This is a genomic window from Pseudomonas sp. LAIL14HWK12:I10, from assembly GCF_900184205.1.
GTDB lineage: Bacteria > Pseudomonadota > Gammaproteobacteria > Pseudomonadales > Pseudomonadaceae > Aquipseudomonas > Aquipseudomonas kermanshahensis.
Genome location: NZ_FXWU01000002.1, coordinates 201,041 through 223,244, shown reverse-complemented (window position 1 = coordinate 223,244; position 22,204 = coordinate 201,041). Strand labels below are relative to the sequence as shown.

Annotated in this window: 17 protein-coding genes; 9 read left to right on the top strand and 8 right to left on the bottom strand. The window is 61.8% G+C overall.

The genetic code is table 11. The features are described from left to right. The first annotated feature begins 43 nt into the window (after positions 1–43). On the top strand, positions 44–1,390 hold the full coding sequence (locus QOS90_RS04930; protein ID WP_502944306.1) for an aminotransferase-like domain-containing protein: 1,347 nt from the start codon (positions 44–46) through the stop codon (positions 1,388–1,390). 66 nt (positions 1,391–1,456) lie between these two features. Here QOS90_RS04930 and QOS90_RS04925 read toward each other — a convergent pair whose 3' ends face one another. Further along, a complete protein-coding gene (locus QOS90_RS04925) occupies positions 1,457–1,714 on the bottom strand; it encodes a DUF2790 domain-containing protein (RefSeq protein WP_027593162.1) in 258 nt (85 codons plus the stop codon). Positions 1,715–2,054: 340 nt separating this feature from the next. Here QOS90_RS04925 and QOS90_RS04920 point away from each other — a divergent pair, with 340 nt between their 5' ends. Further along, the gene (locus QOS90_RS04920; protein ID WP_349496967.1) at positions 2,055–2,459 is read left to right on the top strand and encodes a GNAT family N-acetyltransferase; all 405 of its coding nucleotides are present in this window, start codon (positions 2,055–2,057) and stop codon (positions 2,457–2,459) included. Here QOS90_RS04920 and def read toward each other — a convergent pair. The 3 genes from def to QOS90_RS04905 all read right to left on the bottom strand — a co-directional run bounded on the left by def (position 2,414) and on the right by QOS90_RS04905 (position 4,325). After that, positions 2,414–2,950 carry a peptide deformylase gene (gene def / locus QOS90_RS04915; protein ID WP_027593164.1) on the bottom strand — a complete coding sequence of 179 codons (537 nt, stop codon included), beginning with the start codon at positions 2,948–2,950 and terminating at the stop codon, positions 2,414–2,416. The genes QOS90_RS04920 and def overlap by 46 nt on opposite strands. Then, entirely contained in the window at positions 2,947–3,900 is a 954-nt protein-coding gene (locus tag QOS90_RS04910) for a YihY/virulence factor BrkB family protein (protein ID WP_027593165.1), read from the bottom strand. The genes def and QOS90_RS04910 overlap by 4 nt, the downstream gene beginning before the upstream one ends. 245 nt (positions 3,901–4,145) lie before the next feature. Beyond that, complete coding sequence (locus QOS90_RS04905) at positions 4,146–4,325, bottom strand: CsbD family protein (RefSeq protein ID WP_085272458.1); 180 nt, start codon at positions 4,323–4,325, stop codon at positions 4,146–4,148. 229 nt (positions 4,326–4,554) lie between these two features. Between QOS90_RS04905 and QOS90_RS04900 the strand changes: the two genes are divergently transcribed. Together QOS90_RS04900 and QOS90_RS04895 are read left to right on the top strand one after the other, a co-directional pair. Beyond that, positions 4,555–6,027, top strand: coding sequence for a right-handed parallel beta-helix repeat-containing protein (locus tag QOS90_RS04900; RefSeq protein WP_085272457.1), 1,473 nt, complete (start codon positions 4,555–4,557; stop codon positions 6,025–6,027). Between the two features lie 135 nt (positions 6,028–6,162). Continuing rightward, positions 6,163–6,543, top strand: a complete 381-nt coding sequence (locus QOS90_RS04895; RefSeq protein ID WP_085272456.1) for a hypothetical protein — start codon at positions 6,163–6,165, stop codon at positions 6,541–6,543. Here QOS90_RS04895 and QOS90_RS04890 read toward each other — a convergent pair whose 3' ends face one another. Further along, on the bottom strand, positions 6,544–7,380 hold the full coding sequence (locus tag QOS90_RS04890) for a CvfB family protein (RefSeq protein WP_027593169.1): 837 nt from the start codon (positions 7,378–7,380) through the stop codon (positions 6,544–6,546). A gap of 131 nt (positions 7,381–7,511) precedes the next feature. Here QOS90_RS04890 and QOS90_RS04885 point away from each other — a divergent pair, with 131 nt between their 5' ends. Continuing rightward, a complete protein-coding gene (locus tag QOS90_RS04885) occupies positions 7,512–8,372 on the top strand; it encodes a DUF6279 family lipoprotein (protein WP_027593170.1) in 861 nt (286 codons plus the stop codon). Positions 8,373–8,426: 54 nt separating this feature from the next. On the opposite strand, the gene aceK is transcribed toward QOS90_RS04885, so the two are convergent. Next, positions 8,427–10,142, bottom strand: coding sequence for a bifunctional isocitrate dehydrogenase kinase/phosphatase (gene aceK, locus QOS90_RS04880; RefSeq protein ID WP_085272455.1), 1,716 nt, complete (start codon positions 10,140–10,142; stop codon positions 8,427–8,429). A gap of 137 nt (positions 10,143–10,279) precedes the next feature. Between aceK and QOS90_RS04875 the strand changes: the two genes are divergently transcribed. Both QOS90_RS04875 and QOS90_RS04870 read left to right on the top strand, forming a co-directional pair. Then, a complete protein-coding gene (locus QOS90_RS04875; protein WP_027593172.1) occupies positions 10,280–11,155 on the top strand; it encodes a DMT family transporter in 876 nt (291 codons plus the stop codon). A 13-nt stretch (positions 11,156–11,168) separates the two neighbouring features. Continuing rightward, on the top strand, positions 11,169–11,627 hold the full coding sequence (locus QOS90_RS04870) for a DUF4265 domain-containing protein (protein ID WP_027593173.1): 459 nt from the start codon (positions 11,169–11,171) through the stop codon (positions 11,625–11,627). A 10-nt stretch (positions 11,628–11,637) separates the two neighbouring features. Here QOS90_RS04870 and QOS90_RS04865 read toward each other — a convergent pair whose 3' ends face one another. Then, entirely contained in the window at positions 11,638–12,519 is an 882-nt protein-coding gene (locus tag QOS90_RS04865; protein WP_085272454.1) for a DMT family transporter, read from the bottom strand. A 443-nt stretch (positions 12,520–12,962) separates the two neighbouring features. On the opposite strand from QOS90_RS04865, the gene pvdO reads away from it, so the two are divergent. Together pvdO and QOS90_RS04855 are read left to right on the top strand one after the other, a co-directional pair. Next, the gene (pvdO, locus tag QOS90_RS04860; RefSeq protein WP_177408585.1) at positions 12,963–13,823 is read left to right on the top strand and encodes a dihydropyoverdine dehydrogenase; all 861 of its coding nucleotides are present in this window, start codon (positions 12,963–12,965) and stop codon (positions 13,821–13,823) included. Between the two features lie 124 nt (positions 13,824–13,947). Then, on the top strand, positions 13,948–16,404 hold the full coding sequence (locus tag QOS90_RS04855) for a TonB-dependent siderophore receptor (RefSeq protein ID WP_085272453.1): 2,457 nt from the start codon (positions 13,948–13,950) through the stop codon (positions 16,402–16,404). A gap of 193 nt (positions 16,405–16,597) precedes the next feature. On the opposite strand, the gene QOS90_RS04850 is transcribed toward QOS90_RS04855, so the two are convergent. Further along, on the bottom strand, positions 16,598–22,204 hold a 5,607-nt coding region (locus QOS90_RS04850), incomplete at its 5' end, for a non-ribosomal peptide synthetase (RefSeq protein ID WP_143491062.1).

Here is a 22,204-nt window from a genome sequence, read left to right as displayed (position 1 = left end):
GCATTGTATGGGTACAACCTTATATTGCATGGGTAGCAATTTCGTGTGGATCCCAACGCTTGTGGATGATGACCAACCCCGCTACCTGGCCTTGGTCGATGCCATTGCCGACGCCATAGCGCGTGGCGAACTCAAGGTCGGCGACCGCCTGCCACCCCAGCGGCGCCTGGCCTGGAAGCTCGACCTCAACCCCAGCACCACCCAGCAGGCCTACCGTGAAGCTGCCGAGCGCCACCTGGTGGCAGGTGAAGTCGGCCGCGGCACCTACGTGCTGGCCGGCAGCAAGGAAGCGACGCTGTTTCGGCTCAAGCACCACGATGGGCAACAGCCGCTGATCGACCTGTCGACCAACGTCCCGGTGGCCGACCCGCACAATCAGGACCTGCAAAGCAGCCTGCGTAAGCTGCTGGAACGGCACGAGAGTGGCCTGCTGGATCATTACCTGGGGCCCGAGCAGTTACTGCTGGGCCGCATTCATGGCGCGCAATGGCTGGCCAATCGCGGCTTGGCCCTGCCCCCGGATGCACTGCTGCTCAGTAGCGGTGCGCAACAGGCACTGACCCTGGTGCTGCAGTCGTTCTGCCAGGCCGGTGAGCCGGTCATGCTCGAAGCCTTGACCGCACCCGGCATCAAGGCGGCCTGCCGGCAGTTGCGCTTGCCCGTGCATGGTGTGGCGTTGGACAGCCAAGGCCTGCGCCCCGACGACCTTGACCGGGTCGCCCGCGCCAGCGGTGCCCGTGTGCTGGTGACCACACCCACCCTGCACAACCCTACCGGCGCCTGCATGGATGACGCTCGCCGCGAAGCGCTCGCTGCGGTCGTCAAACGCCTGGGGCTGCTGGTGATCGAGGACGATGTCTATGGCGCACTCAGCGACAGGCCGCCGCTGTACCCCCTGTTGGGCGAGCAAGGGATTTTCATCAGTAGCTTGTCCAAGACCGTGGCTGCCGGGTTGCGCCTGGGGTGGATCGTGGCCAGCCCTCAGTTGCTGGCACAGGTCGACCCGCATGCCCAGGCCAGCCACTGGCCTGTATCGCCGTTGAACCTGCACATCGCCTGCCAGTGGATCGAAGACGGTACGGCTGCGCAGCGGCTGGCCTGGCAGCGGGCGGAAATTACCGAGCGTTGGCGCCTTGCGCGAAGGCTGCTGGGCGATGGGCTGCACAACACAGCGCAGCCTTCACCTCACGCATGGTTGGCCACACCGCAGGGTGCGGAGGGGGTGGTAAGACGGTGTCGCGAGCAGGGTGTGGAAATCGTCCCGGCCAGTGTCTTCGCCATGGGTGCGACCGAGGTGCAGGCGGTGCGTATCAGCCTGTCGGCGGCGGCTAGCCGAGCCGAACTGAAACGCGGGCTGGAGGTGGTGCGCCAGGTAATGTCCAGCCCATGACACCGAGGCCGGCCTGGCCACCTCTTCGCGACGGCTCGGCGCGAAGAGGTGGTTGGCGTTGCAGCATCAACCCTGCTGGCAACCCTCGCCCATGGCGCGGTACTGAATGGTGTGCACCTGGCCTTGGTGGTCTTCGTAGGTCATGGTCGCAGGCACTACTTCGCAGACATTGGGGATGGTCGACAGGTTGATGACCCGTTTGATATCCAAGTTCATGGAGTAGTCGTATTGCTGGGCCACGGGCTCGTTGGAGACAGGTTTGACCTCATCGGCGAGGGCGAACGAGGACATACCGACCAATGCAAGAATCAGTAATGGTTTCATGTGGGTTTGCCTATAACGCAATCAAGCTGATCGATTGACTTCTAATGCCGTCACTGGCGCGGAGAAGTTGTCATCGACTGCAAAGATGACACGAAGTACCGATCCCGCTTCGTCGTACTGCTGGTGGGATGAGTAAAAGTCTACTCCCGGTTTGCAATAGTTGAACCCCGAAGTCGGATATTCACCCTTGCCGGTTTTGCAACAATCTGCGACATAATGGGTTGAAAATAGTGGGATAGAGCCTTTGGCATGAACTTGCCGGTGTTGGCCGTTTAAACAAGGGATACACGCCATTTCTGATTATCTGCATTGCTCCGAGTTGTCGGACACGGAGCGTCGCCTGCTCGATCACTTCTACCGCCAGCACGGCTCCCCCATGCGCGCAGCACGTGATGCTGCACTGTGGGTGGCGCGGGCCAGCGGCATCATTGCAGGCATGAGCCTGACCGCTGTCGGCGATGGCTTCTGGCTGACCGGGCTGTTCGTCGCCCCGCCACAGCGTGGCCAGGGTGTCGCCGGGCGGCTGATCGACAGTGCGTTGGCGCAAGCGGCTGGGCCGACCTGGCTGTTTTGCCACCCCGACCTTGTGCCCTTTTACCAGCGCCTGGGCTTCGACGAGGCGCAAACGCTACCCGAGCCCTTGGCCGCGCGCCTGCAGCGCTACCAACGCAGCAAGCGCCTGGTGGCACTGGTGCGCGGTCAGTCGTCGCTGGCGTCCAGCCCGGGGAACAGCACCTCGGTGTAACCGAATTTGGCGAAATCCTGGATGCGCGAGGGGTACAGCCGGCCGATCAGGTGGTCGCACTCGTGCTGCACCACACGCGCATGGAAGCCATCGGCAAAGCGGTTGATCGGGTTGCCCTGAGGGTCGAGGCCTTCGTAGCGAATGTGCTGGTAACGCGGTACTACACCGCGCAGGCCGGGCACCGACAGGCAGCCCTCCCAACCGTCCTCGACCTCGCTCGACATCGGCGTGATCAGCGGGTTGAGCAGGATGGTCTGCGGCACTGGTTCGGCATCCGGGTAACGCTCGCTGCGTTCGAAGCCGAAGATGACCAGTTGCAGGTCGATGCCGATTTGCGGCGCAGCCAAACCCACACCCCCGACATGGCGCATGGTTTCGAACATGTCGTCGATCAGTTGCTGCAATTCGGCGCTGCCGATCATCTGCGGGGGCACCGGCGGGGCGATGCGCAGCAAGCGTTCGTCGCCCATCTTGAGAATGTCACGGATCATCGGGGATTCGGCTCGGTGGTTTGCGGCTCGACGGGGTGTTCATGGCCGAGCACAGTGATGGTTTCCTTGGGCTTATCGCCGTCGAAATCCTTTTCGCCAGGGTTCTTGCCCTCGGCCGACATGTGTTCGATCACGGCGTTCATTTCCGCGCCAAGCAACAGCACGGCAGCAGAAATGTAGAAATACAGCAATAGCACGATGATTGCACCGATGCTGCCATACATGGCGTTGTAATCGGCAAAGGTTTTCACGTAGTAGGCAAAGCCCAGGGAGGCGACGATCCACACCACCACGGCCAGCACCGAGCCTGGGGTGATGAAGCGAAACTTCTGCTTAACATCGGGCATCACGTAATAGATCAACGCCACCGCCACCATCATCAGGATGATGATCGCCGGCCAGCGCAGAATGGTCCACACCGTGACGATGACTTCCTGCATGCCGACCTGGGCGGCAATCCACTCCATCACCTGCGGCCCCAGCACCATCAACGCGGCGGCGGCCAGCAGCATGACGGCGATGCCCACGGTGTAGAAAATGGACAGCGGAATGCGCTTCCATACTGGGCGGCCTTCGGGTACGTCGTAGGCGGCGTTCATGGCGCTCATCATCAGCCGCACACCTGCCGAGGCTGTCCACAGGGCAATCACGATACCCACCGACAACAGCCCACCCTTGGACTGTTGCAACTGGTCGATCACTGGGTTCACCTGTTCCAGAGCCTGGGGCGGCAGCACCAATTCTGATTGCAGGCGCAACCAGGAGAAGAAATCTGGCAAATGCAGAAAGCCGATCAAGGCAATCAGAAACAACAGGAAGGGGAACAGCGAAAACAGCATCTGGTAGGCCAGCGCGGACGCATAGGTGGACATCTCGTCGTCAAGAAACTCTTTGACGGTGCGCACCAGCACGCGGTGCAAGGGCAAACCTTGCAGGGCGGAAAAAATCATAGCGTCTCCTTTCGCCGCTCGATCGATACAACAGACAAGTCTAATAGACCACGCCGTTGCTGTGCTGCTCCCGAGGGTTTAAAAGAAAATGCCTACATTAAACATAATCCTTGTAGGAGCAGCCTTGCGCTGCGAAGAGGCCGGTAGCAACTTACATAATATTCATTGCTATCACTGGCCTCTTCGCAGCACAAGGCTGCTCCTACAGGGCGACGCCTATACCCTGGCGAACAGGGCAGGATGCATCAAGGCTTTTTCACAGCGTCCTTCACATTGCCTTTGATCTGCTGGGCTTCACCCTTCAGTTCCTGCGCCTTGCCTTCGGCCTTGAGCTTTTCATTGTCGGTCACTTTGCCGATGCCTTGTTTCACGTTACCGATTGCTTCGTTGGCCAAGCCTTTCGCTTTGTCTTTAGTACCGCTCATGGCAAAACTCCTGCAAATGGAGACACGTGAACCGTGTCGACAGTCTGTGGACCTGAGGCCCTTCGCAAGAGTTTCAACCAATTTGCCACGATCAAGCCGAGCGGCAAATCTGCGGGCGAATACCGCACCAATTCCCGCCAACCACCTGCGCAGGGCCGACTGCCTGCCCTAGAATCCCCGCATACGACCGCCTGCAATAAAAACAACGACTTATCGGAAAACCCGCCCCATGCGTTTGATGCCTGTGCTCGTGGCCATGCTGCCACTGCTCCCCCTGCCTGCCCTCGCCGCCTCGCCGGCCGTCACCGAAGCCCTGCGCGTCGAGCGCTATGCCGATGACGGCCAACCCGGCAGCCTGCGCTGGGCGATCGAGACCAGCAACCAGAACCCCGGCCACTACCGCATCGAGATTGCCGCGGTGGGCCAGGCGCCCTATGTGATTAAACCCACGCGCGCGCTGCCTGAAATCAAAGGCCCGGTGAGCATTACCGGCCTGGCTTGGGCCCGCGACGGCCAGTACATCGCCATCGACGGCTCGGGCTATATCAAAGACCAGGGCGTGCACACCTGCCCCGGCGCCCTGCCCGGCCAGTTCGGCACCAACGTACGCACCACAACCCACCCGGGCCTGGTGCTGCGCGACACCCAAGGCGTGCACCTGAGCGGCCTGGAAGTGCGCAACTTCTGCATCGGCATCCTGGTCAACCGCGCCAGCGGCAACGTCATCGAAGACAACCGTGTCATCGCCAACAAAGGCGGCGCCGGCATCATGCTCACCGGTGACGACGGCGCCGGTAACCCCACCGCCACCAGCACGGTCAACAACAAGGTGCTGCGCAACCAGCTGATCGACAACGGCGACGGCCTGGAGCTGACGCGTGGTGCGGCCTTCAACCTGGTGGCGGACAACCTGTTCCGCTCCACACCGGCCAACCCCGAGCCGTCCCAGGGCATCGAGATTCTGCTGGGCAATGACAACACGGTGGTGCGCAACCGTTTCGAGAACTACTCGGACGGCCTGCAGATCAACTGGGGCAACCGCAACTACCTGGGCGCCAACACCTTCACCGGCAACTCGATCGGCGTCAGCGTCACCGGCGAGGGCAACATCCTCGATGGCAACCTGATCCACGGCAACCGCATCGGCGTGGCCTTGCGCCCAGAGCCGAGCGTCACCGCCACACGCCTGAGCGCCAACCGCATCTGGAATAACAGCCAGGACATCCGCCGCTGCGAGGCCGGTGGCTCCTGTGTGCCGAACCAGCGCACCGGCGCCATCATCTTCGGCGTGCCAGCGCAGGCGCATGCGTTGTATGTAGGGTCGCGCGGGGTGGGTGCGGAGCTGGCGAAGAAGGACCAAGCGATCATCTGCGATGCCAAGGGCGAACCCCAGCCTTGCCAACCGTTGCCTAACCACAACCAGCAGCCACCTCGGCTGATTGCGCTTGAGGGAAATGTGATTCGCGGCGAAGTGCAGGGGCCGGCGTCGAGCCTGTTGCGCGTCGAGTTGTTCGGCAATGCGCAGGCTGCGGGCAGCGAAGCGGAGCAGTATCTTGGGGAAGTGCTGGTGAACAGCGATGCCCAGGGGCAGGCGAGGTTTGCCCATCCGCTGGAGAATATCGGCGGGTTGCGCAGCTTTACCGCGACGGTGACCACTGCCGATGGGGCGACCTCCGAGTTGAGCCTGCCGGTTAGTCGCTGAGGCAAATGGCCTCTTCGCGATCCGACTTGCCCCGCGAAGAGGCCGGCTCAGGCAAAGCAACTGGCAAACCTTGCTCAGCTAACCGCCACCCCTCACAATGCAGGCCTTATCACGCGTCAACCCGCAGGAACCTGCATGAAACTCGACAAACCCGCCGCCATCGCCCGGCGCAACGAAGCACTGGCCCGGCCCGTGCTGACCAGCAGCAACACCCTGTTCGCCATCCTCGACCCCAGACGCAACCTGTGGTGGTTCGAAGTGCCGGTAGCGCTGTTGGGCAAAGGCCAGCCCGATTGGGTCAACCTGCTGCTGCACACCCCGGACAGCGATGAGCTGCAGCACCTGAAAGTACCGACCAACTTCCTCAAGGCTCACCTGGAGCAGATGGAAGTGCGCAAGCCAGGCAAACGCCGTTCGACCATCAGCCTGGCCCTGAGCGCTGACCGCGACTCGCTGCTGCGCGACACCCGCCCGGGTGGCGAGCAGCTGGACTTCCGCACGTTCGTGCAGGCCTGATCAGACCCGCTCGATGCGATCGTCATGGATGACGATGCGGCCTTGCTTGAACAACGCACCAATGGCCTTCTTGAAGTTGCCCTTGCTGACGTTGAACAGCTTGGTGATCACTGCCGGGTCGCTCTTGTCGCACACCGGCAGCACACCGCCTTCGGCGTCCAGGCGCGCCATGATCTGCTCCTGCAGGCTGTCAGCCAGGGCAGCGCCCACCGGTTGCAGGCTCAGGGCGATCTTGCCGTCGTGGCGGATTTCCTTGATGAAGCCCTTCTCGTGCATCCCCGAACGCAGGAACTTGAACACCTCGTTCTTGTGGATCAGGCCCCAGTGGCGGTTGTTGATGATCGCCTTGAAGCCCATCGGCGTCTCGCCGGCCACCAGTAGCTCAACCGGCTGGCCGACCTGGTAATCGGCCGGGGTACGGTCCAGGTAGCGGTCCAGGCGCGCGGTCGCGGTGATGCGGCGGGTACGCTTGTCGAGGTACGCGTGCACCACGCAGTAGTCGCCGATCTTCAGTGGCCGCAACTCTTCCGAGTAAGGCATCAGCAGGTCCTTGGACAGGCCCCAGTCGAGGAAGATACCGGCACCATTGATGTCCTTGACCTTGAGGCTGGCGAACTCACCGACCTGCACTTTGGGCTTCTCGGTGGTAGCAATCAGCTGGTCTTCGCTGTCCAGGTAGATGAACACGTTCAACCAATCGTCTACCTCGGTCTCGGCGTTCTTCGGGATGTAACGCCCCGGCAGCAGAATCTCGCCATCGGCGCCGCCGTCCAAGTAGAGGCCGAATTCCACGTGTTTAACGATTTGCAAACTGTTGTAACGCCCAAGCAGAGCCATTTCCGATGTTCCTCAAGACAAGACGGCTATTCTACACCTGAAGCCACCGTACTGCCCGACCGCTGATTCGGTGGAACCGTCATCTTCCCCCTTGCGTCTACCGACTGGCCAGCCACTGCAAGGATCAGCACATGCCTCGACGCCTGCTCAAGCCCCTGCTCATCACCGTCGCGCTCGCCCTGGCCCTGGTCGCGTGCAGCCGCATCGACCTGGCCTACCGCAACCTGGACCGCCTGGTGCCGTGGTCGCTCGGTGACTACCTGGACATGAACCGCGACCAAAAGGTGCTGCTCGACGAGCGGCTCAGGCAGCATCTGGCCTGGCATTGCAAAACCCAACTGCCCAGTTACCTCGACTGGCTGGACCGGGTGCGGGCCATGGTCGCCGAAGACCAGGTGACCGACCAGGCGTTGCAGCAGCGCACCCGCGAAGCGCGCGAGGCGATTGGCCGGGTTGCCGAAGAAATCACCCCCTCCGCCACCGAACTGCTGCGTGGCATGAGCGACGCGCAGGTGGCGGAAATGCGCGAGGCGTTCCGCGACGACATCAGCGAACGGCAAAAGCAGTATGTCGATACGCCTTTGCCCAAGCAGATTGCCCGCCGCGCCGAGCGCATGGAAAAACGCCTGACGCCCTGGCTGGGTGAGCTCAATGCAGCGCAACGGCTACGTGTGCTGAGCTGGTCACAGGCGCTGGGCGATCAGAACCGCCAGTGGATCGCCAACCGTGCCCACTGGCAGCAACAGCTGGTGCTGGCAATGGACAAACGCAGCGATGCCAGCTTCGAACCGCGCCTGGCGCAGTTGCTGCAGCGCAAAGAGAGCCTGTGGACCCCGGAGTACCGCATCGCCTACCAGAACACCGAGCTGCAAGCACGCAGGTTGCTGGTCGACCTGATGCACTTGAGCACCCCGGAGCAGCGTCAGCTACTGCAGGCGCGACTGAGCAAGGTGCGCACCGATTTCAGCGAGTTGAAGTGCCTGAAGGGCTGAAACCCCAGACGTGCGTGGCGCTGATAGTTTGCGGCCGCAGCGCAGCCCCAGCGGTTACCGCACCTTACGCCGATACGGGAACACATCGATCACCTTCCCGTCGCGAATCGTTGCCTGCAAACCCTTCCAGTAATCCGCGTCATACAACTCGCCATGCAAGCGGCTGAACAAACGCCGCTGGCCCATATCGGCAAACAGAAACGGCGGGAACTCTTCGGGGAACACGTCATGCGGCCCGATCGAGTACCACGGCTCGCCTGACATCTCGTCTTCCGGGTAGCGCGCTGGCGGTATATGGCGGAAGTTCACCTCGGTCAGAAAACAGATTTCGTCATAGTCGTAAAACACCACCCGGCCATGGCGGGTGACGCCGAAGTTTTTCAGCAACATGTCGCCGGGGAAGATGTTCGCCGCCGCCAGTTGCTTGATGGCCAAGCCGTAATCTTCCAGCGCTTCGAGCACTTGGCCTTCGCTGGCGTGCTCCAAGTAAAGGTTGAGGGGCGTCATGCGCCGCTCGGTCCAGCAGTGGCGGATCAGCACCGTGTCGCCTTCCAGGGCAACCGTGGACGGCGCCACTTCCAGCAGCTCGGCCAGGCATTCTGGTTCGAACTTGCTGCGCGGAAAGCGAAAATCGGCGAACTCCTGGGTATCGGCCATGCGCCCTACCCGATCGACGCTTTTCACCAGGCGGTATTTGTCGATCACCGTGGCGCGGTCAACGGTCTTCGATGGTGAGAAACGGTCCTTGATGATCTTGAACACGGTGTTGAAGCCCGGCAGCGTGAACACGCTCATGACCATCCCACGCACCCCAGGCGCCATGATGAAGCGGTCGTCACTGCTGGCCAGGTGGTTGATCAGCGCCCGGTAGAACTCCGACTTGCCATGCTTGTAGAAACCGATCGAGGTGTACAACTCGGCAATGTGCTTGCCGGGCAGGATGCGCTTGAGGAAGTTGACGAACTCCGCCGGCACCGGCACATCGACCATGAAGTAAGAGCGGGTGAAGGAGAAGATGATCGACACCTCCGCCTCGTCGGTGATCAGCGCATCGGCCTCGATGCCATGGCCTTCGCGGTGTAACAAAGGGATCACCAGCGGCCACTGCTCGTCGCGGGTGTACAGGCGGCCGACCAGGTAGGCACCCTTGTTGCGGTACAACACTGGCGAAAACAGCTCGACCGCCAGGGCCGGGTCCTTGCACACCCAGTCCGGCAGGCATTCGCGCAGTTGTTCTTCCAGCCGTGTCAGGTCGCCCTCAAGGTCACCATAGGGCACATCGAACGGGTAATCGGCGAAGATCGCCCGCAGCAGGCCCTTGAGCCCGTCCTCAAGCTGATAGGTGCGGGTTTGCGCCGCGCGCTCGTGGCTGCGCATGGAAGGCCGGGTGGTGTGGATGAACATGCAGCCGTCGCTGATCTGGTCATGGCTGAACAGGCTGCAGAACAGCGAGTTGTACCAGGTCTCGGACAACTCGTCGTCGAGCCGTGGGTCGATCAGGTGGATGTAGGCGCTCTTGACCAGCGGCCACTGCTCCACATCCAGCAGCACCTCATCGGCAACGCTCTGCCGTAGCCGGCCGTTGGCCTCGGCCACCTTTTCTTCATAGAGGTTGATACGCGCCGCCGCTGCGCGCTGGATGTCTTGCCAGCGCGCCTGCTCGAAGCGCTCACGGGCGCCGAGGGTGATGCGCCGAAAGTGTTCGCGGTAGTCATCGAAGCCATCGAGGATCATCCGGGCGATTTCGCTGGCAGGCCAGTGCTGGGACATGCAGGGCATCTCGGTGCAGGGTGAGAGATACAGCTTAGCCGGTCCACAGCCCGCCTAGATTCACAGCGCAAGAAAGCACAAGAATCCCACTCCCCCCTGGCGTAAACTCGCGCCCTGCCCAAAACCCGGAGACCGTTGTGACCCCCATTGCCCTAGCCCGCCTGCTGACCCTTGCCGCTGTCTGGGGGGCGAGTTTTTTGTTCATGCGCATCATCGCCCCCGAACTCGGCACCGTGCCGACCGCGTTCTTCCGCGTGTCGATCGCCTGCCTGGGCCTGGTCGCCATCGTCGCCGCCGCGCGGGTACGCTGGGACTTCCAAGGCAAGCTCGGCGCCTGCCTGGTGCTGGGCATGATCAACTCGGGCATCCCGGCGACGTTCTACTCCGTGGCCGCGCAAGTACTGCCAGCTGGCTACTCGGCGATTTTCAACGCCACCACACCGCTGATGGGCGTACTGATCGGCGTGCTGTTCTTCCGTGAACCGATGACCCTGCCCAAGCTCTGCGGCATCTTCCTGGGCCTGTTCGGCGTCGGCGTCCTCAGCGGCGCTGGCCCCGTCGCGCTGGACCTGGCCTTGCTGCAAGGCGCCCTCGCCTGCCTGGCGGCCACCACCTGTTATGGCTTCGCCGGTTTTCTCGCCCGCCGCTGGGTCAGCGGCCTGGACAGCCGCCTCTCGGCCCTGGGCAGCATGCTCGGCGCTACGCTCCTGCTGAGCCCGCTGTTCGCCTGGAGCGCCCTGGTTCAGCCCCCTGCCAGCTGGGGCGGCTGGCAGGTGTGGCTGTCGCTGCTCGGGTTGGGCCTGCTGTGCACCGCATTCGCCTACATCCTGTACTTCCGCCTGCTCGAAGAAATCGGCCCAGTCAAAGCCAGCACCGTGACCTTCCTGATCCCGGTATTCGGCGTATTGTGGGGGGCATGGTTGCTGGATGAACCGCTGTCGATGGCGCACCTGTACGGCGGTGTGCTGATTGGCGCGGCCTTGTGGCTGGTGCTGCGGCCGACGCGCCATTGAAGCGGGGCACACGATGAACAGTGCATACAAGAAGGTGTTGTTTCGCCTGGTGCAGGACGCAGACGGTTACCCGCCGGCCTCGGTCGAGGGCCTGTGGGCCAAGGCAGTCGACGGCGGCTACCAAGTCGATGGCATCCCGTTCTATGTCTACGGCATTGCGCCGGGCGACATCATCGACACGCGGGAGGACAGCGGTGAAACCTGGTTCGACAGCTTGCGCATCAGCAGCGGCCGCTCGGTGTTCCGGGTGATCGTCAAGCCACCGGAAACCCTCGACCAGGTGCGCGCAGCCCTGCAAGACTTCGGCTGCAACTGCGAAGCAGAACAGGCGGTGAGGATGCTTGCCGTCGAAGTCCCCTCGCAGCGCGCGCTCGACACCTTGCTCTACTACCTGCTGACCCAACGCGAAGCCGACCTGCTGGACTTCGAGGAAGGCGTGCTGCGGCACACCATCCCCGAAGAGTTTCGCTAGAGCGCTACGCTTACGCCTCCGCCAACCGCGCAGCCGGCTTGCGGAACACGAACAGCAAGCCCACCACGATCAGCCCCATCCCCAACAGGCTCAGCGCTGCCAAACGGTTACCGAAGATCAGGAAATCCATCACCGCAGTCACCGCAGGCACCAGGTAGAACAGGCTGGTGACATTGACCAGATTGCCCTTGGCGATCAGGCGATACAGCAGCAGGGTGGCCAGCAACGACACCACCAGCCCCATCCACAGGAGTGCACCGACGAAGCCGCCGGTCCACTGCACGTGCAACGGCTGCAAGGGGGCGAACAGCGCGCACAGGGCAAACCCTGCCAGGTACTGCAACGGCAAGGTGCCCATGGGGTTGTCGGTGATGCGTTTCTGCAGGATCGAACCCAAGGTCATGCTGCCCAGCGCCAGCAGCGCGAACAGCATGCCGGCCAGGGACACCCCACCCAGGTTGATGCTTTGATAGACCACCATCACCAGGCCAGCAAGGCCCAGCCCCAGGCCGAACAGCCGGCTCCAGGAACGACGACACTCCATCAGTACTACGGTGAGGATCGGTTGCACCCCCATCACCGTGGCCATCACGCCAGGGGTGACATGGGTATTGAGCGCCAGCAGATAGAAGATCTGGTAGGCCCCCAACAACACGCAGCCGGTGCCCAGGGCGCGCAGCACCGCCCCACGACTGCGCGGCCAACGCAGGCCCAACAACGGGCCGATCATCAACAGGCCCGCGAGGGCCAGCGCCGAGCGCAATAACAGGAAAGCGAACGGGCTGGCGTGCGCCAGGCCCAGCTTGGAGACGATGGCCCCGCTGCTCCACAGCAGGACGAACAGGCTGGTGGTGGCCGCCGAGGCCACGGATGCTTTGGAAATGACAGACATGTATTGCCACCTTTCGGGCGAATGAGCCGAACGGAGGGCGTACGCTTCAGCGAGGGAAGTAGCCGACCGTGTTCAGTAGGTTGCGAGTGCGGTGGGATGCGGCCAGAAGCCGATCAGCCCAGCACGACCACGCAAAGAGGCGGAGCTACGCCGCCTACAACGCCACTGACAGGTGGTGGGTAGTGACTGATCATGGCCGGCTGCTGGCTTCCACGCACGACCTCGCCCGCGACTGGCGCGAAGGCAAAGCATGAGGTAGAAGGGATGGCTGGCATGAACAGGTCTTCAGGATGAGATCAATGGCCTGGACTATAGCCCGGCGTTTTCTGGCTGGCAACTGGCTAAACCGACCTTTGTAGGCGCGGCCGTTGGTTAATTTTTCACCGCCTTGGCTCGTCTGAATGCGAAACGCCGCACGCATTCACCCGCTCCGAGGACCACTCATGAACGCAAAAGCCTGGCTCTACCGGCCAGCCCAGATCACCTGCCTGCTGCTGGTCAGCGCCTACGCCCACGCGGCCAAGCCAGGTGATGTATTCCAGGACTGCAAGGACTGCCCAGAGATGGTGGTACTGCCCGCCGGCAGCTACGTGATGGGCGCACCCGATGACGAAGCCGGCCGCCAGCCCGACGAAGGCCCGCTGCACACCGTGACCTTCGCCAAGCCTTTCGCGATGAGCCGCTACCAGGTCACTGCCGGCGAGCTGGACGCCTACATCAAGGCCACCGGCACCGTCATCAAGAGCGGCGACGACCGCCCCGGCCGCTGGTGCGAAGCCAGCAAGCCCACCTACAAACAAACGGCCCGCCAACCTGCGGTGTGCGTCGACTATGACGAAGTCCAGGCCTACACCGTATGGCTGGCAAAAAAAACCGGCAAGCCCTACCGCATGGTCAGCGAGGCTGAACGTGAATACGCCGCCCGCGGTGGCTCTACCGGCCCGTTCCCCTTCCCGTTCGACGCGCCGGGCAAGTACGAGATCAGCAAGCACGCCAACACCTATGGCCCCCGTGACGGCTACACCTTCACCGCCCCGGTGGGCAGCTACCCGGCCAATGCCTTCGGCATGTACGACATGCACGGCAACGTCTACGAGTGGGTCGCCGACTGCTACCACGAAAGCTACGAAGGCGCCCCTAGCGACGGCAGCGCCTGGATCCAAGACCCCAAGTGCATCCGCGCGCACATGCGCGGCAACGACTGGGGCGAGCCACCGATCTTCTCGCGCTCGGCCAACCGCAACGACCGCCTCAAGACCACCCGTGGCGACTTCCTCGGCTTTCGCGTAGCCCGCGAACTCTGAACGTTGTGACGCGGTTAACAGCACCTGCGGAAAAACAGTCAATAAGAATCGTTCCGGTTTTTCACAGGTGCTGCGTCACATACAGCACATAGAAAAAACCCCTCTGCCAACGAGAACGCAACAGATGTCCATGCCATTGCCCAGTGCGCTCAACCCGCTTGCCAAAGCCTTACTGATTCGACATTCCCTTCGCCCCCAGCGTGCGCTGTCACGCATTGGCCTGGGCCTGGCGCTGTCCTCTGCGCTGGTTGCACAGGTGCAGGCACAGGAATGGACCCTGGATATTCCCGCGCAGTCGATGAACTCGGCGCTGCAGGCGCTGGCCAAGCAGACGGATACTCAACTGCTGTACAGCCCACAAGATATCAGCGGGCTGCGTTCTTCGGCACTGAAGGGGCGCCATGACCTGGCGTCATCGCTGCGCATCCTCTTGCAAGGGACGGGGTTGAGGTACCAGATCGATGGCAACTCGGCGACGGTGACCGCGAGTTCGGCCGCAAAGGAAGGCCAGGTCGAGCTTTCGGCGACCAACGTCAATAGCGTGGGCCTCGGCGCTACTACCGAAGGCACCGGTTCGTACACCACAGGTATCACCAGTACAGCCACGAAGATGAACCTGTCGCTTCGTGAAACGCCTCAATCGGTCACCGTGATGACGCGTCAACGCATGGATGATCAACACCTCAGCGCCATCACCGATGTGCTCAAAGAGACCCCAGGGATCACCATGTCCCAGGATGGCGGGGAGCGCTTCAACATCTACGCCCGCGGGAGTGCCATCGATACCTACCAGTTCGACGGCGTCAATACCAGCCAGGAAAACCAGACGCGCAACATGCCCAGTACGCTACTGGACATGGCCTTGTATGACCGGGTCGAGATCGTCCGTGGCGCCACGGGCCTGATGACCGGTGCCGGCGAGCCTGGCGGCGTGATCAACTTGATCCGCAAGAAGCCGACCCGCGAGTTCAAATCCTATGTCAAGGGCAGCGTTGGATCCTGGGATAACTACCGCAGCGAAGTCGATGTCTCCGGCCCACTGACAGAAACAGGTAACGTCCGAGGGCGCATGGTTGCGGCCAAGCAAGACAACCACACGTTCATGGACTGGTATGACCAGAAGCGGGAAATCCTCTACGGCGTCGTCGAAGCCGACCTGACCGACACGACCCTCGTGCGTTTTGGTGTCGACTACCAGAAGTACAAATCGACGGGCGCGCCGGGTGTCCCGCTGCTGTTCACCAATGGCAAGCAAACCGATTTCTCACGATCCACCAGCTCCGGCGCTCGGTGGATGTACGATGATTTCGAGACCATGAACTACACGGCGACCTTGGAGCAGCAGTTGGTCAACGACTGGAAGCTCAGGGTGGTGGCCAATTACATGGACGTCGATCGCGATGCTGACCTGGGCTGGTACCGCAGCACGTCCGGGGTCACGTACTTGAACGAGGAAACCGGCGCTGCAAGCGCCGAACGGGCAAAGATTTCCGCCGATCAAACCCAGAAGGGCTTGGACGTCAACCTCGCCGGCACTTACGAGCTGTTCGGCCGTTCCCACGACTTGGTCGTGGGGTACAACTATTCCGAATATGAAAATGACCACCACTCGCAGACCGGTGGTATCGCCACGTTCAATTTCTACACCTGGGATAACTACCTGGCCCGCGACGGCTACCGGCCCTCTCTGATTTTCAACATCAAGACACGACAAAGCGGTTACTTCGTGGCCAACCGTTTCAACATTACCGATGACCTGCACCTGCTGCTGGGTGCACGGGTTTCGCAATACACTTACGACTCCGACCTGACCTCGCTGATTGCCAACACCAACACGGTCAGCAAGATGCGTGAAACCGGCCAGGTAACCCCCTATGCCGGTGTGGTCTACGACCTGACCCCTGAACAGTCTGTCTATGTCAGCTATACCGACATTTTCAAGCCGCAGACGTCGATGGACAAAGACGGCAAGGTACTCGAGCCTGTGGTCGGCAAGAACTACGAATTGGGGTGGAAAGGCGAGTTCTTCGATGGCCGCCTGAATACCAGCGCCGCCGTGTTCATGGTAGAGCGGGACAACTTCGCTGAAATTGATCCGGGCCAACTCACACCAACCAATGGCCAGGCGTACCGTGCCGTAGACGGCGCGAAAACCAAGGGCTTTGAGTTTGAAATCGCGGGTGAGATCGCGCCTGGCTGGAATGTACAAACCGGCTACAGCCATGCCCGTACCGAGAACGCCGACGGCGACCGTCTGACGACCCAATTGCCCATGGACACGTTCCGCCTGTGGAGCACTTATCGCCTCCAGGGCAACTGGGACAAGCTGACCGTAGGCGGCGGCGTCAACTGGGATTCCAGCAAAGCGTTGACGTTCACCAACTTCAACAATGCCAAGGTCAAGGATGACGACTATGCCGTGGCCAGCCTGATGGCGCGTTACCAGGTCACCGACCACTTGGCGGCAACGCTGAATGTGAACAACCTGTTCGACGAAAAGTACTACTCCGGCATGGCCGGCAGTTATGGCCACTATGGTGCACCGCGTAATGCCACGCTCGACCTGCGCTACGACTTCTGATGGCGTTCATCTAGCCAGGCGGGTCTAGCCGGCCACGGTCCACACGACAGGCCTGTTGAAAACGGCGCTTCCCTAACCGGAGCGCCGTTTTTTCATGCCCAGCCTTTGCGAAGGCGAGTGCCATTTACGCCTGCATACAAAAAGGGGCTATCCCGTACGGATAGCCCCTCTTGGTACTTCTACAAGGCCGTTGTTACGCGACCGTATCCACCTCCCTCAACTTAGCCACCAGGCTCTCGATCACCTCTGCATGCTTGAGGATGTCATAGTGGCCAGCTAAGACAGCGTTGCTTTCAGCATAGGCATGGGTCCAGGCAGGGCTCACGCTGCCGCCTGCCCACCAGCACGATGCCAATGCCTGGGTGGCCGGAAGCGGCTCGACCCCTTGCGACAACACCTTCAGCCGCATGGCAACGATGAATGTATGAGCCAATTCAGCGCTGCCGACTTCGGCAAACGCTGACTGCCCACCCTGCATCGCGCAGACCTCGTCGATCACCTGCTCCAGCATTGCAGTTGCAGTACCGGCTGGCACTGAGCCAATAGCCAGTTGTTCCTTGGGTACGCCCAACACGACACCCAGGAAGCCGCGTAGGTCATCGCTCCAGTCACCTTGCACGTCATTTGGCTCGGTCCCCGGCATGAAGCTGTCGACCAGCCCGAGCAACGATACCTGCTGGCCCTGGCTTTCCAGCTCCTGGGCCACCAGCACGGCCAGCGTCCCCCCCAACGACCAACCCAGCAGGCGGTAAGGCCCTTCGGGCTGCTTCTGGCGGATGTACTGGGCGTAATCGATGGCCATCGACTGAAGCGAATCGTCCACCCAGTCACGGTCGAGCAGCATTCGGCATTGCACACCGTATACGCTGCAGCGCCCCTCCAGGCGTCGGGCCAGTGGTTCATAATCGAACACCGTACCAAAGCCCGCGTGCAGGCAGAACAGGGGGGCCACATCGGGCACCCGGCTGTTGAGCAGCAACAAGGGATCGAGGCTTTCATCAGCGGCGGCATAGCCACTGAGTTCACCGATGGTCGGTTTAGCCATGACGTCCCGCAGTTTCAGCTCTATCGGAATATCATCGCTGGCGCGGACCTTCGACAACATCTTGAGCACCCGCAGCGAGTCACCGCCAAGCTCGAAGAAGTTGTCGTCCACACCCACACTTTGCACGCCCAGCACCTCTTGCCAGATGTTCACCAAGGCCTGCTCCACGGCATTGCGCGGTGCAATCCGCTGCCGCTGTGCTGCAAACTCAGGGGCAGGCAATGCATTGCGATCGATTTTGCCATTGGGTGTGAGCGGCAGCGTCGGCAACAGCACCAACTGCGCAGGCACCATGTAGTCAGGCAGCTCGGCGCGCAGAGCCTCACGCAGCTGCATCGCATCGGTTGCGGCCGTACCGGTGACCACATACCCGACCAGCTGTTTGCCGGCAGCGCCCTCGCGCGCCACGACTACGGCATCCCTGACATCGGCCAGGTTACGCAAGCGCGCTTCGATCTCGCCCGGTTCAATACGGAAGCCGCGCACCTTCAACTGGCTGTCCAGTCGCCCAATGAAATCGATCACCCCGTCGGCACGGCGGCGCACGCGGTCCCCCGTCCGATACAGGCGCGAACCTTCGGCGAAGGGGTCGGCCACGAAACGCTCGGCCGTCAGGGCACTGCGCTGGTGGTAACCCCGCGCCACACCCTCGCCCCCGATGTACAGCTCACCCGCGACACCCTCTGGCAGCGGGTTGAGGTCATCATCGAGAACATGCAACGTGCGCTGGCCGACCCGATCACCGATCGGCGCATACACCGCCGCGCAACGCTGCTGTGCCGATACCTTCCACAGCATCGGCGTCACTACCGTTTCTGTAGGCCCATAACCATTGGTCAAGTACTGAGGTTGCAAGGTGCGCTTGACCAATTCGAACAAGGCATCGGGTACCGCATCCCCGCCGAAGCAATAGATGCGTACCGCAGGTGGCGCCTCTGGCTGACTCTCGGCGAATTCGGCCAACTGCTGCAGGTAGGCTGGCGGGAAGCACGCAATATCGATGCTTTGTGCCTGCAGCACCTGCCAGGTTTCTTCCGCGGTCCACAAGCGGTTCTCGCGAACCACCAGGCAACCACCGGAGGACAGGGTGGAAAGCCACCGTTCCTGGGCTCCGTCGAAGGCAAACGACATGAACAACAACTCGCGCGTGGCCTCGCCCATCTCATACAACTGGGCGATGGCCTGGCAGTGCATGCGGATTTGCCCATGGCTTACCGCCACACCTTTCGGCTTGCCGGTAGAGCCAGAGGTGTAGATCAGGTAAGCGAGGTTGTCTTCCTGTACCTGAAGTTGAGGTGCAGTCGACGGCAGCTGCGACAGCGACAACTGGTCCAGTGCCACCACGTGTTGTACGTCACCCAAACGCTCACGCAGGCTGCTGCTGGTCAGCAGCAGGTGCATGTGCGAATCCTCCACGATCCACTGCAGACGTTCCTGCGGGTAGTCAATGTCCAGTGGCACATAGGCCGCGCCGGTTTTCATCACGGCCAGGAAGGCCACGATCGTCTCGACCGAACGCTCCAGCGCAACCCCCACGGTCGCTTCTGGCTGCGCGCCCAGGCCGATCAAATGGTGCGCAAGGCGGTTGGCGCGTTCGTCCAGTTGCGCATACGTCAGTTGCTGCCCAGCACAGATGACAGCCACGGCTTGCGGCCTGGCTACCGCGTGTTGGGCAATGCACTCAGCCAGCAACGGCAGGCCCTGTTGCTTAGGTTGCAGTTGGTTGCGCTCGCGTGCCTTGAGCGACTGCATCGGCGTGAGCATGTCCAGGCTGCCTATCGCTGCGTTCGGGTTATCCAGTATGCCGGTGAGCAAGCGCTCAAAGCTGCCGCGGATCATGTCCGTTGCCGCATGAGTCAAGCGGTTTCGCAGGTACAGGAACTCGACGGACAAGGTCTCGCCCAGGTGTACGGCGAGGTCCATGGCATAGTTGGTCACGTCACGGCTACTGACTTCACCGAACCGCAGCGTGCCAGCCCCTTCCTCGCGCAGACGCTCATCGACTGGATAGTTCTCGAAGACCACGATGCTGTCGAACAGCGGTTGCCCCGCGCGCCCGGCCCAACGCTGGACGTCAGACAAGGCTGCATGTTCATGGTCTCGCAGTTCCAGGTTGTAGGCCTGAAGCTGACGTACCCACTCACCGACAACGTGATGAGGTTGTGCTGACTGCACCACTGGCAAGGTATTGATGAACAGCCCGAGCATCTCATCGGCGCCGGCCAAACCTGCTGGCCGCCCCGCTACCGTGGCCCCGAAGCACACCGTGGATTGACCGGTATAGCGCTGCAAGAGCAACAGCCAAGTGGCCTGAATCAAGGTGTTCGGGGTGACGCGCAGACGCTGTGCCTGTTCGCGTAAACGGGAAGTCTGCTGGCGGTCCCATTTCAGATACAGGGCATCATGGCCAACCTGCTTGGCATCAGGCTGTGGCGCTATGCTGCCCGCCAGCAGCGTCGGGCTTTCCAGCCCTTGCAACTTACTGCTCCAGAACGTCTCCAGCGCGCTTTGCGGCTGCTCGCCCAGCCAACGGATGTAGTCAGCGAAGCGGCCGAGCGGCGCCTTGGCAGCATGACCGTGGTAATGCTGCAGCACCTCGCCCAGCAGGCGTGAGTTGCTCCAGCCATCCATCAGGATGTGATGGCGTGTCCAGATCAGGTGCAAGCGTGCGTCTTCGAGCTTGACCAATGTCAACCTCATCAGCGGTGCAGCCATCAGGTCAAAGCCTTCTGCCGCCTCCCTTGCAGCCAGGTCTTGCAATGCCTGAGCGGTATCATCACGGCCGCGCCAGTCAAGCACTTGCACAGGCAGGGTGGCGTGGCGATGGACCACTTGCAGCGGCTGGTCTGCTTTGGCAGACAACCAGAAGCCGGTACGCAGGATGTCATGGCGCGCAATCACATGGTTCCAGGCCGCGATGAAACGCTCGACTTCAAGGCCTTCGACTTCTACTGCGGTCTGGTTGATGTAGAGCGCGGCTTCCGAGCCCTGCAGCGTGTGGAAGAGTATGCCCTGCTGCATCGGGGATAGCGGGTAGAGATCGGCAATGTCCGCAGCTGCAACCGGCAAGCTGTCCAGCTGAGCCTGGGTAAGGCCCGCCAATGGGAAGTCCGAGGGTGTGACACCTCGATGGGACGGTTCGCAGCAGTGGGCCACCAACGCTCTCAACTCATCGGCATACGCGTCCGCCAGCTGCTTGAGTGTCGCCTCGTCGAACCGCTCGCGGCTGAAACTCCAGCTCACCTTCAATTCGCCGCCATACACCTGGCTGTTCACTGTCAGCAAGCTGGGCAATGGCGCGTCTGCGTCCTGGTTAGCACCCGCGTACTCCTTGGCAGGCACGAACAGGCCCGACTCGCCGTCAAAGCTACCGTCGAACTGCCCCAGGTAGTTGAACACGATTTCCCCCTGGGGCAGCGCCGCGAGCACATCACGCGCGTTGTCCCCGCCCAGGTATCGCAGCAGACCATACCCGACCCCTTTATTGGGTACTGCGCGCAATTGCTCCTTGATGGCCTTGATCGAGTCGGCCAGGCCAGCGTGAGGGCGCAAGGTGATCGGATACATGCTGGTAAACCAGCCTACCGTGCGGCTCAGGTCGATGCCATCGAACAGGTCTTCCCGACCATGGCCTTCCAGGCGCACCAACACGTCCGGGCGCCCCGTCCAACGGCCCACTACCCTGGCCAGCGCAGTCAGCAGCAAGTCGTTGATCTGTGTGCGATAGGCCACCGGGGCTTGCTGAAGCAGTTGCCGCGTGGTCTCACGGTCCAATTTGGTGCTGACCGACGCCGCATGTTTGAGCAGGTTTTCGCCTTGCGGGTAGTCACACGGCAGCGCGTCATTGGCGCCCTGCAGTTGTGTTTGCCAGAAGCCCAGCTCGGCCTGCAACTCAGGGCTGGTGGCATGACGCTGTACATGCTCCGCCCAGACTTTGAACGCGCAGGTCTTGGCCGGCAAGCACAGCGCATTACCGGCCCGCAGTGCTTGGTATGCCTGTTGCAAATCCTCCAACAGCACCCGCCACGACACACCATCCACAACCAGGTGGTGGATCACCAGCAGCACGCGTTGGCTGCCATCGGCGAGGTTAGCCAGCACCGCCCGCACCAGCGGGCCCTGCTCCAGGTTCAAGCTGCGCTGGGCTTCTTCGACAAGAGGCTGAAGGTCGTCTGCATTAACGGCTGAGCGCGTCCACAGTTGATGGGGTAGCGCTTCGCGGAACTCGGCTTGCCAGGCGCCCCCCTTCGACTCGAAGCGCAAGCGCAGTACATCATGGTGCTCGACCAGTGCGAGCAAAGCTGCGTCCAGCGTATCCGAGTCCAGTCGTTCACTCGGTGTCAGCAGTACCGACTGGTTCCAGTGGTGTCGTTGAGGAATATCCGCCTCGAAGAACCAGTGCTGAATCGGTATCAGCGGCGTGACGCCGGTTACCGGCCCTTGATCGATGACAGCACTCGCCGCGCGGCGGGCCACGGCTGCCAGGCCTTGAACTGTTTGAGCCTGGAACAATTCCTTGGGTGTGAACTGGATGTTTTGCAGGCGTGCGCGACTGACCACCTGCAGCGACACGATAGAGTCGCCCCCCAACTCGAAGAAGTTGTCACTCAAGCCGACGCGTTCCAACCTGAGTACATCTGCCCAGATCGCCGCGATCTGCTGCTCCATTTCGGTCTGGGGTTCGATGTATTCGCCTTGCAGCAAACTGGCATCCGGTTGCGGCAGGGCCTTGCGGTCCAGCTTGCCGTTCGGTGT